Origin of the sequence: Enterobacter sp. RCC_40 (genome assembly GCF_041360735.1) — a bacterium.
Classification (GTDB): Bacteria; Pseudomonadota; Gammaproteobacteria; order Enterobacterales; family Enterobacteriaceae; genus Enterobacter; species Enterobacter ludwigii.
Genome location: NZ_JBFUPR010000013.1, coordinates 1 through 14,107, shown reverse-complemented (window position 1 = coordinate 14,107; position 14,107 = coordinate 1). Strand labels below are relative to the sequence as shown.

At 56.9% G+C, this 14,107-nt stretch carries 14 protein-coding genes, 2 pseudogenes and 1 riboswitch; of the genes and pseudogenes, 6 read left to right on the top strand and 10 right to left on the bottom strand.

Annotated elements, in window-relative coordinates:
- Window positions 1–89 precede the first annotated feature (89 nt).
- The 7 genes from thiH to AB6731_RS22565 all read right to left on the bottom strand — a co-directional run bounded on the left by thiH (window position 90) and on the right by AB6731_RS22565 (window position 6,238).
- A complete protein-coding gene (gene thiH / locus AB6731_RS22595; RefSeq protein WP_371006835.1) occupies window positions 90–1,223 on the bottom strand; it encodes a 2-iminoacetate synthase ThiH in 1,134 nt (377 codons plus the stop codon).
- Window positions 1,220–1,990 carry a thiazole synthase gene (thiG, locus tag AB6731_RS22590; protein WP_049022680.1) on the bottom strand — a complete coding sequence of 257 codons (771 nt, stop codon included), beginning with the start codon at window positions 1,988–1,990 and terminating at the stop codon, window positions 1,220–1,222. Before thiG ends, thiH begins: the two co-directional genes overlap by 4 nt.
- A 1-nt stretch (window position 1,991) precedes the next feature.
- Window positions 1,992–2,192 (bottom strand): sulfur carrier protein ThiS, encoded by a 201-nt coding sequence (gene thiS / locus AB6731_RS22585; RefSeq protein WP_014168161.1) that lies wholly within the window; start codon window positions 2,190–2,192, stop codon window positions 1,992–1,994.
- Window positions 2,176–2,931 (bottom strand): HesA/MoeB/ThiF family protein, encoded by a 756-nt coding sequence (locus AB6731_RS22580; protein WP_014168162.1) that lies wholly within the window; start codon window positions 2,929–2,931, stop codon window positions 2,176–2,178. Before AB6731_RS22580 ends, thiS begins: the two co-directional genes overlap by 17 nt.
- Window positions 2,924–3,559, bottom strand: a complete 636-nt coding sequence (gene thiE / locus AB6731_RS22575) for a thiamine phosphate synthase (RefSeq protein WP_032679970.1) — start codon at window positions 3,557–3,559, stop codon at window positions 2,924–2,926. The genes AB6731_RS22580 and thiE overlap by 8 nt, the downstream gene beginning before the upstream one ends.
- On the bottom strand, window positions 3,559–5,454 hold the full coding sequence (gene thiC, locus AB6731_RS22570; protein ID WP_025206413.1) for a phosphomethylpyrimidine synthase ThiC: 1,896 nt from the start codon (window positions 5,452–5,454) through the stop codon (window positions 3,559–3,561). Before thiC ends, thiE begins: the two co-directional genes overlap by 1 nt.
- Before the next feature lie 78 nt (window positions 5,455–5,532).
- A riboswitch (TPP riboswitch) is annotated at window positions 5,533–5,642 on the bottom strand.
- Between the two features lie 98 nt (window positions 5,643–5,740).
- Entirely contained in the window at window positions 5,741–6,238 is a 498-nt protein-coding gene (locus AB6731_RS22565) for an Rsd/AlgQ family anti-sigma factor (protein WP_014168165.1), read from the bottom strand.
- Between the two features lie 95 nt (window positions 6,239–6,333).
- Here AB6731_RS22565 and nudC point away from each other — a divergent pair.
- A pseudogene (nudC, locus tag AB6731_RS22560) lies at window positions 6,334–7,086 on the top strand (NAD(+) diphosphatase); the annotation flags it as partial.
- Here the strand turns inward: nudC and AB6731_RS22555 are convergent.
- Window positions 7,055–7,144: pseudogene (locus tag AB6731_RS22555) on the bottom strand (hypothetical protein); the annotation flags it as partial. The pseudogenes nudC and AB6731_RS22555 overlap by 32 nt on opposite strands.
- A 1-nt stretch (window position 7,145) precedes the next feature.
- Between AB6731_RS22555 and hemE the strand changes: the two are divergent.
- From hemE to AB6731_RS22530, 5 genes are all read left to right on the top strand, one after another.
- Window positions 7,146–8,210, top strand: a complete 1,065-nt coding sequence (gene hemE, locus AB6731_RS22550) for a uroporphyrinogen decarboxylase (RefSeq protein ID WP_020882986.1) — start codon at window positions 7,146–7,148, stop codon at window positions 8,208–8,210.
- 9 nt (window positions 8,211–8,219) lie between these two features.
- Window positions 8,220–8,888 (top strand): deoxyribonuclease V, encoded by a 669-nt coding sequence (gene nfi / locus AB6731_RS22545; protein ID WP_333180172.1) that lies wholly within the window; start codon window positions 8,220–8,222, stop codon window positions 8,886–8,888.
- Window positions 8,889–8,932: 44 nt separating this feature from the next.
- Window positions 8,933–9,523: a YjaG family protein gene (locus AB6731_RS22540; RefSeq protein ID WP_014168169.1), complete on the top strand. Its 591-nt coding sequence runs from the start codon at window positions 8,933–8,935 to the stop codon at window positions 9,521–9,523.
- A gap of 186 nt (window positions 9,524–9,709) precedes the next feature.
- Window positions 9,710–9,982, top strand: coding sequence for a nucleoid-associated protein HU-alpha (gene hupA / locus AB6731_RS22535; RefSeq protein ID WP_002445246.1), 273 nt, complete (start codon window positions 9,710–9,712; stop codon window positions 9,980–9,982).
- An 11-nt stretch (window positions 9,983–9,993) separates the two neighbouring features.
- Window positions 9,994–10,686, top strand: a complete 693-nt coding sequence (locus AB6731_RS22530; RefSeq protein ID WP_020882988.1) for a DUF1481 domain-containing protein — start codon at window positions 9,994–9,996, stop codon at window positions 10,684–10,686.
- Between the two features lie 43 nt (window positions 10,687–10,729).
- On the opposite strand, the gene purD is transcribed toward AB6731_RS22530, so the two are convergent.
- Both purD and purH read right to left on the bottom strand, forming a co-directional pair.
- Entirely contained in the window at window positions 10,730–12,022 is a 1,293-nt protein-coding gene (purD, locus tag AB6731_RS22525) for a phosphoribosylamine--glycine ligase (protein WP_014168172.1), read from the bottom strand.
- A gap of 15 nt (window positions 12,023–12,037) precedes the next feature.
- The gene (gene purH, locus AB6731_RS22520) at window positions 12,038–13,627 is read right to left on the bottom strand and encodes a bifunctional phosphoribosylaminoimidazolecarboxamide formyltransferase/IMP cyclohydrolase (protein WP_047954909.1); all 1,590 of its coding nucleotides are present in this window, start codon (window positions 13,625–13,627) and stop codon (window positions 12,038–12,040) included.
- Window positions 13,628–14,107: the final 480 nt, after the last annotated feature.

The window sequence follows — 14,107 nt, the reverse complement described above, 5'->3', positions numbered from 1 at the left end:
GACAATAAAAAACCGGACGATAGCTGACAATCATCCGGTTGTGACTCTCCGTGCCGCCTCGTTTTATTTCTGCGGAGTTGCAGTATGTTTCAGCGTAATTGCGAGGCTCTTCCCAGCCAGCGGTCCCAGTCTTTCCAGACCGGCTGCAGCCCCTGCGCGCTCAGGGCCGCGGCGACCGCTTCCGGACGTCGTCCATCATGCGGGGCAAACTGCTCCAGTTCAGGGTGATCATCGGCGTAACCGCCCGGCTGTGTTTTGGAAAATGCGCTCACGTTGTTTATCGCAAGCGGGATCACGCGGTCGCGGAACGCCGGTGATTCACGTGTTGAGAGCGATAATTCAACCTCCGGGGCAAGCAGGCGAAACGCGCAGATCGTTTGTACCAGCTGGCGCTCGTCCATGAGTGAGGCCGGTTCAATCCCGCCAGCACACGGGCGCAGCCGGGGGAAGGAGATGGAGTAGCGGCTCTGCCAGTAGTGCTGCTGAAGCCACAACAGATGTTCCGCCACCATATAGCAATCCACGCGCCAGCTATCGGAAAGCCCAATCAGCGCACCAAGGCCAATTTTGTCGATCCCGGCACGTCCGAGCCTGTCCGGCGTTTCAAGGCGGAAGAAGAAGTCCTGTTTCTTGCCCTTCAGGTGATGCCGTGCGTAGGTCGCTTCGTGGTACGTTTCCTGATAGACCATCACTCCATCCAGTCCGAGCGTTTTGAGCTCCGCATACTCATCCTGCGACAGGGGCTGCACTTCCATTTGCAACGAGGCGAACTGACGACGAATGGCAGGAAGGTGCTGGCGGAAGTAGTCCATCCCGACTTTGCCCTGGTGTTCACCGGTGACCAGCAGGAGATGCTCGAAGCCCATTTCCCGGATGGCCGCACACTCGCGCGCGATCTCCTCCTCATCAAGCGTCTTACGCTTAATGCGGTTGCTCATGGAGAAGCCGCAGTAGGTACAGTCATTGGCGCACAGGTTTGAGAGATAGAGCGGGACGTAAAAGCTTACCGTGTTGCCAAAGCGCTGTCGGGTGAGACGCTGGGCGCGCTGGGCCATCGGCTCCAGATAAGCGCTGGCCGCAGGGGAGAGCAGGGCCATTAAATCGTCGCGGGTCAGATGGTGTGCATTCAGTGCGCGCTCGACGTCGACCGGCGTTTTGCTGTTGATGCGCAGGGCAATGTCGTCCCAGTTAAGCTGCCGCCAGCGGTCGGTAAAGGTGGTCATGAGATTGCCTCCAGAAAACCGGTCAGCGGGCTGGTGGCCTGCGCCTGAAAACTGCGTGAGCCAGGGCCTGATTGCCGTGCCAGCAGGCCAGCCTCCACCGCCATGCGAAACGCGCGCGCCATCATGACCGGATCGTCGGCAACCGCGATGGCCGTGTTCACCAACACCGCATCCGCCCCCATCTCCAGCGCCTGCGCGGCATGGCTTGGTACGCCAATACCCGCATCCACCACCACCGGAACGGTGGCCTGCTCAATGATGATCTCCAGCATCGCCCGGGTTTCCAGCCCCTGGTTGGAGCCAATAGGTGCGCCCAGCGGCATAACGGCGGCGCAGCCAACGTCTTCCAGACGTTTGCAGAGTACCGGATCGGCACCGCAGTAAGGCAGAACGATGAACCCTTGTTGTACCAGCTTTTCTGCCGCTTTCAGCGTCTCGATCGGGTCGGGCAACAGCCAGCGAGCATCCGGGTGAATTTCCAGCTTCAGCCAGCGTGTGCCGAGCGCTTCACGCGCCAGTTGGGCGGCGAAAATGGCCTCTTCGGCCGTTTTCGCGCCGGAAGTATTTGGCAGTAGCGTGACGCCAGTTTCCAGTAAAGGCGCCAGAATGGCATCACTGTGATGGCGCAGATCCACGCGTTTTAACGCCAGCGTGACCAGCTGGCTGCCGCTTTCACGGATGGCATCGACCATCAGCTGGGGTGATGCGAATTTCCCGGTTCCGGTAAACAGATGTGAATCAAAGACTTTATCGGCAATACGTAACATCTCAGCCCCCTGCAATAACCTGAAACAGCAGGATCTGGTCGCCTTCACTGACCTGCTGATGTTCCCACTGCTCGCGCGGCAGGATCTGTTGATTGAGCGCCAGCGCCGTTCCCGGCTTGAGCTGGCGCAGTTTATCGAGCAGCACGGCAACGGTGAGCCCGTCCTCGCATTTCATCGGCTCATCGTTAAACAGAATGCGCATTGCCGCCTCCACATACCGGGCAGTGGCTGGCGCGGTGTAACGCCAGATGACGCCAGCCGCTGGAGCGGGCGTCAAATAACCGCAAAGTGTTGCGCTCGGTCTCCATACCGCTGAGCAGCTTGATGGCCTCGAGCGCCTGCAGGGTACCCATCACCCCCACAACCGGGCCAAGAATGCCCGCGGTGCGACAGTTACGCTCTGGCTCAGCATCGTCTGGCCACAGACAGCGATAGCAGCCCTGCGCCCACGGCGGTGTCAGGACCATCATCTGCCCGCCGAATCCCACCGCGCTGGCGGTGATAAGCGGCGTATTTTTTGCGACACAGGCGGCGTTGATCGCCTGGCGGGTTGCCATATTGTCGGTGCAGTCCAGCACCACGTCGGCCAGGGCGACTTCTCGGAGCAGATTGTCGCCGCTGAGCCGCTCCTGACACGCAATGAGCTCAATATCCGGGTTCAACTGGTTCAGACGCTGGCGGGTAATGTGTACTTTGGGCTGGTTGATATCCTCGGTGGTAAAGAGGATTTGACGCTGCAGGTTGCTAAGATGCACCTCGTCGTCATCGGCCAGTACCAGCGTGCCCACGCCTGCACCGGCCAGATAGAGCGCGGCAGGCGCGCCTAATCCGCCCAGCCCGACAATCAAAACCCGGCTGGCGAGCAGCTTTTGCTGCCCGTCGATGGCGATATCCTCCAGCAGGAGCTGGCGGCTATAGCGCATAAAGTCACGATCATTCATCGCCTGCTCCTGCCAGTTGTAAGAGCTGCCGGGTGGCGGCCTGCCAGTCTGCGGCCTGGGTGATGGCACTGACGACGGCGATACTGCCGACACCGGTATCCAGCACGGCCGGAGCGCGTTCAAGGCTAATCCCGCCGATGGCCACGGTCGGGTACTGCGCAAGACGCTTCACGTGAGCCGCCAGCTGTGCCAGCCCTTGTGGCGCGGAGGGCATCTGTTTAGTTTGCGTCGGGAAGACGTGTCCAAGCGCAATGTACGAAGGGCGTGCCGCCAGTGCCACGTCAATCTCCATATCGTCATGGGTCGAGACACCCAGGCGCAAACCGGCTTCCCGGATGGCATTCAGGTCTGTGGTCTCCAGGTCCTCCTGACCCAGATGCACGCCGTAGGCCTGGTGCTTTATCGCCAGTCGCCAGTAGTCGTTGATAAACAGGCGGGCGTTATACCGACGCCCCAGCGCGATGGCGGCGGCGACATCGTTCTCCACCTCCTCATCGCGTTTATCTTTGATGCGCAGCTGCAGCGTGCGTACACCTGCCTCCAGCAGGCGGGCAATCCACTCCACGCTGTCCACCACCGGGTAGAGCCCCAAACGAAAGGGCACGGGTGGGAAATCGGGCTGGTACATTACGCCTCCTCTTTTTTGAGGTAGATTTCGCCGCCTTTCGCGCGGAAGGTTTCTGACATATCCGCCATGCCCACTTCAATGGTTTGCGCGGCGGCGTAGTCACGCACCTCCTGGCTGATCTTCATCGAACAGAATTTTGGCCCACACATGGAGCAGAAATGGGCCACTTTGCCGGACTCCTGCGGCAGGGTTTCGTCGTGATAGGCGCGGGCGGTAAACGGGTCGAGCGCGAGGTTAAACTGATCTTCCCAGCGGAATTCAAAGCGGGCCTTCGACATCGCGTTATCGCGAATTTGCGCGCCCGGATGGCCTTTCGCCAGGTCCGCAGCGTGGGCGGCAATTTTGTAGGTGATAAGCCCCTGCTTCACGTCCTCTTTGTTGGGCAGACCGAGGTGCTCTTTTGGCGTCACATAGCAGAGCATGGCGCAACCGAACCAGCCGATCATTGCCGCACCAATTCCGGAGGTGAAGTGGTCGTAACCCGGGGCAATATCGGTGGTCAACGGCCCCAGGGTATAGAATGGTGCTTCATGGCAGTGCTCCAGTTCTTCCGTCATATTGCGGCGGATCATCTGCATGGGGACATGGCCCGGGCCTTCAATCATCACCTGCACGTCATACTCCCAGGCGATTTTGGTCAGCTCGCCCAGCGTGTGCAGTTCAGCAAACTGCGCTTCGTCGTTGGCATCACGAATGGAACCAGGGCGCAGGCCGTCGCCCAGCGACAGCGAGACGTCGTAAGCGGCACAGATTTCGCAGATCTCGCGGAAGTGTTCGTAGAGGAAGTTTTCCTGATGATGAGACAGACACCACTTCGCCATGATTGAGCCCCCGCGCGAGACAATGCCGGTCAGACGCTTCGCGGTCATCGGCACGTAGCGCAGCAGCACCCCCGCGTGGATGGTGAAGTAGTCTACACCCTGTTCAGCCTGCTCCAGCAGCGTGTCGCGGAACGCTTCCCAGGTGAGGTTTTCAGCGATACCGTTCACTTTCTCCAGCGCCTGATAGACCGGCACCGTTCCGATAGGCACCGGGCTGTTACGCAGGATCCACTCGCGGGTTTCGTGGATATAACGCCCGGTGGAGAGATCCATTACCGTGTCCGCGCCCCAGCGCGTTGACCAGACCAGCTTCTCGACCTCTTCTTCGATGGAGGAGGTGACCGCGGAGTTACCGATATTAGCGTTGACCTTCACCAGGAAGTTACGGCCGATAATCATCGGTTCAGATTCCGGGTGATTGATGTTGGCGGGGATAATCGCGCGGCCAGCGGCCACTTCATCGCGCACAAACTCCGGGGTGATGTTTTCCGGCAGGCGGGCACCGAAACCTTCGCCCGGATGCTGGTGGCGCAGCACTTCGCTACGGATGCGCTCACGGCCCATGTTTTCACGGATGGCGATAAACTCCATCTCCGGGGTGACGATCCCCTGACGCGCATAGTGCAGCTGGGTAACGCATTTGCCCGCTTTCGCACGTTTCGGCGTCAGCAGGCCCGCGAAGCGCAGTTCGTCCAGGCCGTCGTCGGCCAGACGCTCTTTGGTGTAGGCAGAGCTGCGAACCGTCAGTTCTTCGCAGTCGTTACGCGCGTCAATCCAGCGCTGGCGCAGTTTTGCCAGACCCTGCTGCACGTTAATGGCCACATCAGGATCGCCGTACGGGCCAGACGTGTCATACACCGGCACGGCTTCGTTGTCTTCATACTGCGGGTTTTCTTTGCTGCCGCCAAGAAGCGTCGGGCTAAGCTGGATTTCGCGCATCGGAACGCGGATATCCGCCTGAGAGCCGGTGATGTAAATACGCTTAGAGTTCGGGAAAGCGGTGCCTTCCAGGGTGTCGATGAAGTGTTGGGCTTGTGCGCGCTGTTCGCGGCGGGTCAGTTTAGTAGTAGACATAGCTCATTCCAAAAGTGAAGGACATGGCTTGTCAGACGACGGATGAAGCAAGAGGAGATCGCCCGGGGGCGATACTACAGCAGTTTTACTCTTGTTCCCTTCGCAGGTATTAGCCTGATCAGGTTCCGCGGATCCCGAATTAACGGTCTCAGCCCGTGCTTTCACACTGGGCACTCCGACAAGAAATTTACACGCCATCGTTCACGCTATCGCATGAATGATTTCGTGTAATACCCCCTCCTGAGAGGGGCGAATGTTTGTAAACTACTCGTTAACGATTAAGAACTCAAGCAGGCCGCGCGATGTTATCTTCGTTGCTGGCCTTAGAATCGTTATCCAGCACGAGGGCGATCAGCTTATCTTCCAGCGAGAATCGCTCTTCCAGCGCTTCGCCGAGATCGGACAGCGCCTGTTGAAACTCAAGGTAGTTGTCGTGATCGATGGCGTTCTCGAGGGTGGAATCGTAGTAATTCATGATCTGCTGGGTATTGGCTTCCAGCAGCGGGTAGAGTTTGGATGCCGTTAAATACGGGCTAGTGCCTTCCATTTCGCGGATAATGCGTTCATAAATATTGAAATGGCCGTCGGACAGGTAGTCGACCAGGCTCTGACAAAAATCATCCAGCGCTTTTTCATTCAGCCGCATAAACGATTCTTTGCCAGGCTTAATACCGACCAGATTGTAATAAGCCACGAGTAGATGCTTGCGCACATGTAGCCAGCGATCCACCAGTTTGTTACTTCCTCTAACGCGCTCAGTCAGGCTTTCTAGCTGGTTTAACATGTTCGACTCCGCAAGGTTTAGAATTGATTCTGCTTATCCAAAATGTAACCACAATGCTAACAACATGTCAGTGAAGCGAAGGTAGTGCAATAGATATGGATCGTATTATTGAAAAATCAGATCTGGGTTGGTGGATTGTCAGTCACGAACAAAAATTATGGCTGCCCGGTGGGGAAATACCCCATGGCACTGCCGATCGTTTCGATCTCGTTGGTCAGCCTGCGCTGAAGATCGGCGAGTGGCAAGGGGAGCCGGTGTGGTTGATCCAGCAGCCTCGCCGCCAGGACATGGGATCCGTTCGTCAGGTGCTGGATCTTGATGTGGGCCTGTTCCAGCTGGCAGGCCGTGGCGTGCAGCTGGCCGAGTTTTACCGATCGCATAAATACTGCGGCTACTGCGGGCATACCATGCACCCGAGCAAAACCGAGTGGGCCATGCTCTGCAGCCACTGCCGTGAACGCTATTATCCGCAGATTGCGCCGTGCATTATCGTCGCTATCCGGCGTGACGATTCCATCCTGCTGGCGCAACATACCCGCCATCGCAACGGCATTCATACTGTTCTTGCCGGGTTCGTTGAAGTGGGCGAAACGCTGGAGCAGGCGGTGGCGCGTGAAGTGATGGAAGAGAGCGGGATCCGGGTGAAGAACCTGCGTTACGTAACGTCTCAGCCGTGGCCGTTCCCGCAGTCGCTGATGACGGCGTTTATGGCCGAATACGATAGCGGTGAGATTGTTATCGACCAGAAAGAGCTGCTGGACGCGAACTGGTACCGTTATGACGATTTGCCACTGTTACCCCCGCCGGGAACGGTAGCCCGTCGGCTGATAGAAGATACCGTGGCAATGTGTCGGGCCGAGTATGAGTAGTGTTACACTCACGGACTGACGCAATAAGGAACTGCAAAATGACCGAACTGAAGAACGATCGTTATCTGCGTGCGCTGCTGCGCCAGCCCGTTGATGTCACCCCGGTGTGGATGATGCGCCAGGCGGGGCGCTATCTGCCAGAGTACAAAGCCACGCGTGCGCAGGCGGGTGATTTTATGTCGCTGTGCAAAAATGCCGAGCTGGCCTGCGAAGTGACGCTCCAGCCGCTGCGCCGCTACCCGCTGGATGCCGCTATTCTCTTTTCGGACATTCTGACCATTCCGGATGCCATGGGCCTTGGGCTCTATTTCGAAACCGGTGAAGGTCCGCGTTTCACCTCCCCGATCAAAAGCAAAGCCGACGTTGATAAGCTGCCGGTACCGGATCCTGAGCAGGAGCTGGGGTATGTGATGAACGCCGTGCGCACAATTCGCCGTGAACTGAAAGGCGAAGTGCCGCTGATTGGCTTCTCAGGCAGCCCGTGGACGCTGGCGACCTATATGGTGGAAGGTGGCAGCAGCAAAGCCTTTACCGTCATTAAAAAGATGATGTACGCGGAGCCACAGGCGCTGCATACGCTGCTCGACAAGCTGGCGAAGAGCGTCACACTCTATCTTAACGCGCAGATTAAAGCAGGCGCGCAGTCGGTGATGATTTTCGATACCTGGGGCGGCGTGCTGACCGGGCGCGATTACCAGCAGTTCTCGCTGTATTACATGCATAAAATCGTCGATGGCCTGCTGCGTGAAAACGAAGGTCGCCGGGTGCCGGTGACGCTGTTCACCAAAGGCGGTGGGCAGTGGCTGGAAGCCATGGCCGCAACCGGCTGTGACGCGTTGGGTCTCGACTGGACAACCGATATTGCCGATGCGCGCCGTCGCGTGGGTGACAAAGTGGCGCTGCAGGGCAACATGGACCCGTCTATGCTCTATGCTCAGCCTGCCCGTATTGAGGAAGAGGTGGCCTCCATTCTTGCTGGTTTCGGCCAGGGCGAAGGACACGTGTTCAACCTTGGGCACGGTATTCATCAGGATGTACCGCCAGAACACGCTGGCGCGTTTGTGGAGGCGGTGCACCGACTTTCTGCACATTATCATCAGTAAGGAGTGGTTATGGATCTCGCGTCATTACGCGCTCAACAGATAGAACTGGCCTCATCCGTGATCCGCGAGGATCGTCTGGACACAGACCCGCCGCAGTACATTGGCGGAGCAGATGTGGGGTTTGAGCAGGGAGGTGAAGTGACGCGGGCGGCAATGGTGCTGCTGAAGTATCCCTCGCTGGAACTGGTGGAGTACAAGGTGGCGCGTATCGCCACCACCATGCCGTACATTCCTGGCTTTCTCTCATTCCGTGAATATCCCGCGCTGCTGGCAGCGTGGGAGCAACTCTCGCAAAAACCCGACCTGCTGTTTGTCGACGGCCATGGTATCTCTCATCCGCGCCGCTTAGGCGTCGCCAGCCATTTTGGGCTGCTGGTGGATGTCCCCACCATCGGTGTGGCTAAAAAACGTCTGTGCGGTGCGTTTGAGCCGCTCTCCGCCGAGCCAGGCGCGCTGGCACCTCTCATCGATAAGAGTGAGCAACTGGCGTGGGTCTGGCGCAGTAAAGCGCGTTGTAACCCCCTGTTTATCGCCACCGGGCATCGGGTGAGCACGGACAGTGCGCTGGCGTGGGTGCAGCGCTGCATGAAAGGGTATCGCTTACCGGAGCCCACCCGCTGGGCTGATGCCGTAGCGTCAGGGCGTCCGGCTTTTACGCGTTGGCAAGAAATTCAGTGATGATTCAGGTAAACTGCGGCTAATTTTCGATTCGAGACCTCATCATGCTACAAAACCCGATTCATCTGCGCCTTGAGAAGCTGGAAAGCTGGCAGCACGTGACTTTTATGGCTTGCCTGTGCGAGCGCATGTATCCCAACTATGCCGCGTTCTGCAAGCAGACAGGCTTTGGTGAAGGGCAGATTTATCGCCGCATCCTGGATTTAATCTGGGAGACGCTGACGGTCAAAGACGCTAAGGTGAACTTCGACTCTCAGCTTGAAAAGCTTGAAGAGGCGATCCCGGCGGCGGATGACTACGACCTGTATGGTGTCTATCCGGCCATTGATGCCTGCGTGGCATTAAGCGAACTGATTCATTCCCGTCTGAGCGGTGAAACGCTGGAGCATGCTATCGAAGTCAGCAAGGCATCCATTACGACCGTCGCGATGCTGGAAATGACCCAGGAAGGTCGGGAAATGACCGACGAAGAGCTGAGAGTGAACCCCGCGGTTGAGCAGGAATGGGATATCCAGTGGGAAATTTTCCGCCTGCTGGCAGAGTGTGAAGAACGCGATATTGAGCTGATAAAAGGGCTCCGTGCGGACTTACGTGAGGCTGGTGAGAGCAATATTGGTATAATTTTTAACCAATGAGACAACAAAACTTGATATAACGCTCGTTTTGTCGCTCCTCGACTCTTCCCTTTCGCCCCTTGTCTGGTCTACATTTGGGGGGCGAAAAAAAGTGGCTATCGGTGCGTGTATGCAGGAGAGTGCTTTTTTGGCATTTTCGTCGCACTCGATGCTTAGCAAGCGATAAACACATTGAAAGGATAACTTATGAACAAGACTCAACTGATTGATGTAATTGCGGACAAGGCTGATCTGTCTAAAGTGCAGGCTAAAGCTGCTCTGGAATCTACCCTGGCTGCTATTACTGAGTCTCTGAAAGAAGGTGATGCTGTACAACTGGTTGGTTTCGGTACCTTCAAAGTGAACCACCGCGCTGAGCGTACTGGCCGCAACCCGCAGACCGGTAAAGAAATCAAAATCGCCGCAGCTAACGTGCCGGCATTTGTTTCTGGTAAAGCACTGAAAGACGCTGTTAAGTAAGACGCGTGGCAGTGAACAGTTTTAACGAAGGGGCGGCAACGCCCCTTTTGTCTGTCTGGCGTGGTCTTTTCGCGCTGGCGGGCGTGATGTTTCTGTCCGCCTGTAGCCACGACACCTCTCTGCCACCGTTTACCGCCAGCGGCTACGCTGACAACCAGGGTGCGGTGAGGATCTGGCGCAAAGATTCTGGCGGCGAAGTGCATCTGCTTTCTGCTTTCAGTCCGTGGCATAACGGCAATACGTCGACTGCGGAGTATCGCTGGCAGGGCGATGACCTGTCGCTGATAGAACTGAATGTCTACAGCAAGACCCCCGAACATGTGAAAGTGCGTTTTGATGACCATGGCGAGCTGAGCTTTATGCAGCGGGAAGTCAGCGGTCAAAAACAGCAGCTTTCCAGCGATCAAGTCGCGCTCTATCGTTATCGTGCCGAACAAATCCGCCAGACCAGCGATGCGCTGCGTCAGGGACGCGTTGTGCTGCGCCAGGGGCGCTGGCATGCCGATGGCACGGTAACCACCTGCGAAGGGCAAACCGTTAAGCCTGAGCTTGAAGCCTGGGCAACCGAACATATTGAGCGCCGTCAGCGGCATTCATCAATGGAAGTGAGTGTGGCGTGGCTGGAAGCGCCGGAAGGTTCTCAACTGCTGCTGGTCGCGAACGAAGACTTCTGCACCTGGCAGCCGACAGAAAAGAGTTTTTGAGTGACGTCCCCTCTCCCTGACGGGAGAGGGGCTGGCGGAAGAACTACTCGCCCTGCTCACGCGCAATTGCGCGATAACCGATATCCTGGCGGCTAAAGCTACCGTTCCAGTGAATATCTGCCATCAGCGCATAGGCACGCTTCTGTGCTTCTGCAACGGTGTGACCCAGCGCGGTCGCACACAGTACACGGCCGCCATTGGTCAGCACGCGATCGTCGTCAGACAGCTTCGTGCCGGCGTGGAATACCTTCGCGCCTTCCACTTGTTCCAGCGGTAAACCGTGAATCTCATCACCGGTATTGTAATTACCCGGATAACCCCCCGCAGCAATCACCACGCCCAGAGAAGCACGTTCATCCCACTCAGACGTTTTCTCATCCAGCTTACCTTCACAGGCGGCAAGACACAGTTCCACCAGGTCAGATTTCATGCGCAGCATGATTGGCTGCGTTTCCGGATCGCCGAAGCGGCAGTTGAACTCAATCACCTTCGGATTGCCCTGCTTGTCGATCATCAGGCCTGCATAGAGGAAACCGGTGTAAGTATTACCTTCGGCAGCCATGCCTTTGACGGTTGGCCAGATAATGCGGTCCATGGTGCGCTGATGCACTTCGTCAGTGACCACAGGGGCAGGGGAGTAAGCGCCCATACCGCCGGTGTTTGGACCGGTATCTGCATTGCCAACGCGTTTATGATCCTGGCTGGTGGCCATCGGCAGAACATGCTCGCCGTCGACCATCACGATAAAGCTCGCCTCTTCACCGTCAAGGAACTCTTCAATCACGATGCGATGGCCCGCGTCGCCAAAGGCGTTGCCTGCCAGCATATCCTGAACCGCGGCTTCGGCTTCCTCGAGCGTCATCGCCACGATAACGCCTTTACCGGCGGCCAGACCGTCGGCTTTGATAACGATAGGCGCACCTTTTTCACGTAAGTAAGCCAGGGCTGGCTCTACTTCGGTGAAATTCTGATATTCCGCCGTCGGGATGTTATGACGTGCGAGGAAATCTTTGGTGAAGGCTTTCGAACCTTCCAGCTGTGCAGCCCCTTCCGTTGGGCCGAAGATTTGCAGGCCAGCAGCCCGGAAGGCGTCAACGACGCCAATCACCAGCGGCGCTTCCGGACCCACGATGGTCAGATCGATTTTCTCCTGCTGAGCAAAGCTCAACAGGGCCGGGATATCGGTCACGCCGATAGCGACGTTCTGTAACGTGGGTTCCAGCGCAGTACCGGCATTACCCGGTGCCACAAAGACGGTTTTTACCTGCGGCGACTGGGCCGCTTTCCACGCCAGAGCGTGCTCGCGCCCGCCATTACCAATGACTAATACTTTCATTTTCTGCTCCGTGGATTAATGGCGGAAGTGACGCATGTCGGTGAAGATCATCGCAATACCGTGTTCGTCAGCAGCGGCAATGACTTCGTCGTCACGGATTGAGCCGCCAGGCTGGATAACACAGGTAATGCCCACTGCCGCAGCAGCGTCGATACCGTCACGGAACGGGAAGAAGGCGTCAGAAGCCATTGCCGAGCCTTTCACTTCCAGACCTTCATCGGCCGCTTTGATACCGGCAATTTTCGCGGAGTAAACGCGGCTCATCTGGCCTGCGCCTATTCCGATAGTCATGTTCTCTTTTGCATAGACAATCGCGTTGGATTTCACGAACTTCGCAACCTTCCAGCAGAACAGCGCGTCACGCAGTTCCTGCTCGGTAGGCTGGCGTTTCGTCACGACGCGCAGATCGCCCGCGGTAACCATGCCCAGATCGCGATCCTGAACCAGCAGACCGCCGTTCACGCGTTTGAAGTCCAGACCCGGTACGCGCTCATCCCACTGGCCACACACCAGTACGCGCACGTTCTGTTTTGCCGCGGTGATTTTCAGGGCTTCGTCGGATGCAGAAGGAGCGATGATCACTTCGACAAACTGACGGGAGATGATGGCCTGTGCTGTGTCAGCGTCCAGCTCGCGGTTGAAGGCGATAATGCCGCCGAATGCGGAGGTTGGGTCGGTTTTATACGCGCGATCATAGGCGTCAAGAATGGAGGTGCTTACCGCTACGCCACATGGATTCGCGTGCTTCACGATTACGCAGGCGGGTTCACTGAACGCTTTCACGCACTCGAGCGCTGCATCGGTGTCAGCGATGTTGTTGTAGGAGAGTGCCTTGCCCTGAACCTGCTGTGCGGTCGCAACAGAGGCTTCTTTTACCTCTTCTTCTATATAGAAGGCAGCCTGCTGGTGGCTGTTCTCTCCGTAACGCATATCCTGCTTCTTAATGAAGTTCAGGTTCAGCGTACGCGGGAAGCGGCCGGAAGGTTCAGTGCTTTCGCCATGATAAGCAGGCACCAGGCTACCGAAGTAGTTGGCGATCATGCTGTCGTACGCGGCGGTGTGCTCGAATGCTTTGATGGCGAGGTCGAAACGCGTCTCCAGCGTCAGCGACCCTTCGTTGGCATCCATCTCATTAATAATGGTGTTGTAGTCGCTGCTCTTCACCACGATGGCAACATCTTTATGGTTCTTAGCCGCTGAGCGCACCATGGTTGGGCCGCCGATATCAATATTTTCGACGGCGTCTTCCAGAGAGCAGCCTTCGCGGGCAACGGTCTGCGCGAACGGGTAGAGGTTAACGACGACCATGTCGATTGGCGCGATATCATGCTTTTCCATAATGCCGTCGTCCTGGCCGCGACGACCAAGAATACCGCCGTGGACCTTCGGGTGCAGGGTCTTGACGCGTCCATCCATCATTTCCGGAAAACCGGTGTAATCGGACACTTCGGTTACCGGCAGACCTTTCTCTGCTAACAGGCGAGCGGTACCACCTGTAGAAAGCAGCTCCACACCGCGTGCAGAAAGTGCCTGAGCGAATTCGACGATACCGGCTTTATCAGAAACACTGAGCAGAGCGCGGCGGACTGGACGACGTTGTTGCATGGTAAATCCCCTGGATTTCACGATTACAGAGAGCGTTAGATGAATTTTCCAGCGAAAAACTCATCTAACACACCTGACGAGGCATCCTTGTTAAGCGCGAGCATTTTAACGAAAACGTTTGCGCAACGCTCGCGAATTTTCACTTTTTCGTATCTCTGTGGATAAGTCTGTGTGTAAAAGGGTATAAGGCGGGGTTTTGCTGGGGAATGCAGCAGTCAGTCATTTTTCTGTCATTTAGCGGTTGCGGCCTGCAGAGAACTCCCTATAATGCGCCTCCATCGACACGGCGGATGTGAATCACTTCACAGATAACCCGGTCGGTTGAAGAGAAAAAATCCTGAATATCAGGGTTGACTCTGAAAGAGGAAAGCGTAATATACGCCACCTCGCGACGGTGAGCTACAAGCCGCGTCGCAACTGCTCTTTAACAATTTATCAGACAATCTGTGTGGGCACTCAAAGTGACATGGATTCTTAATG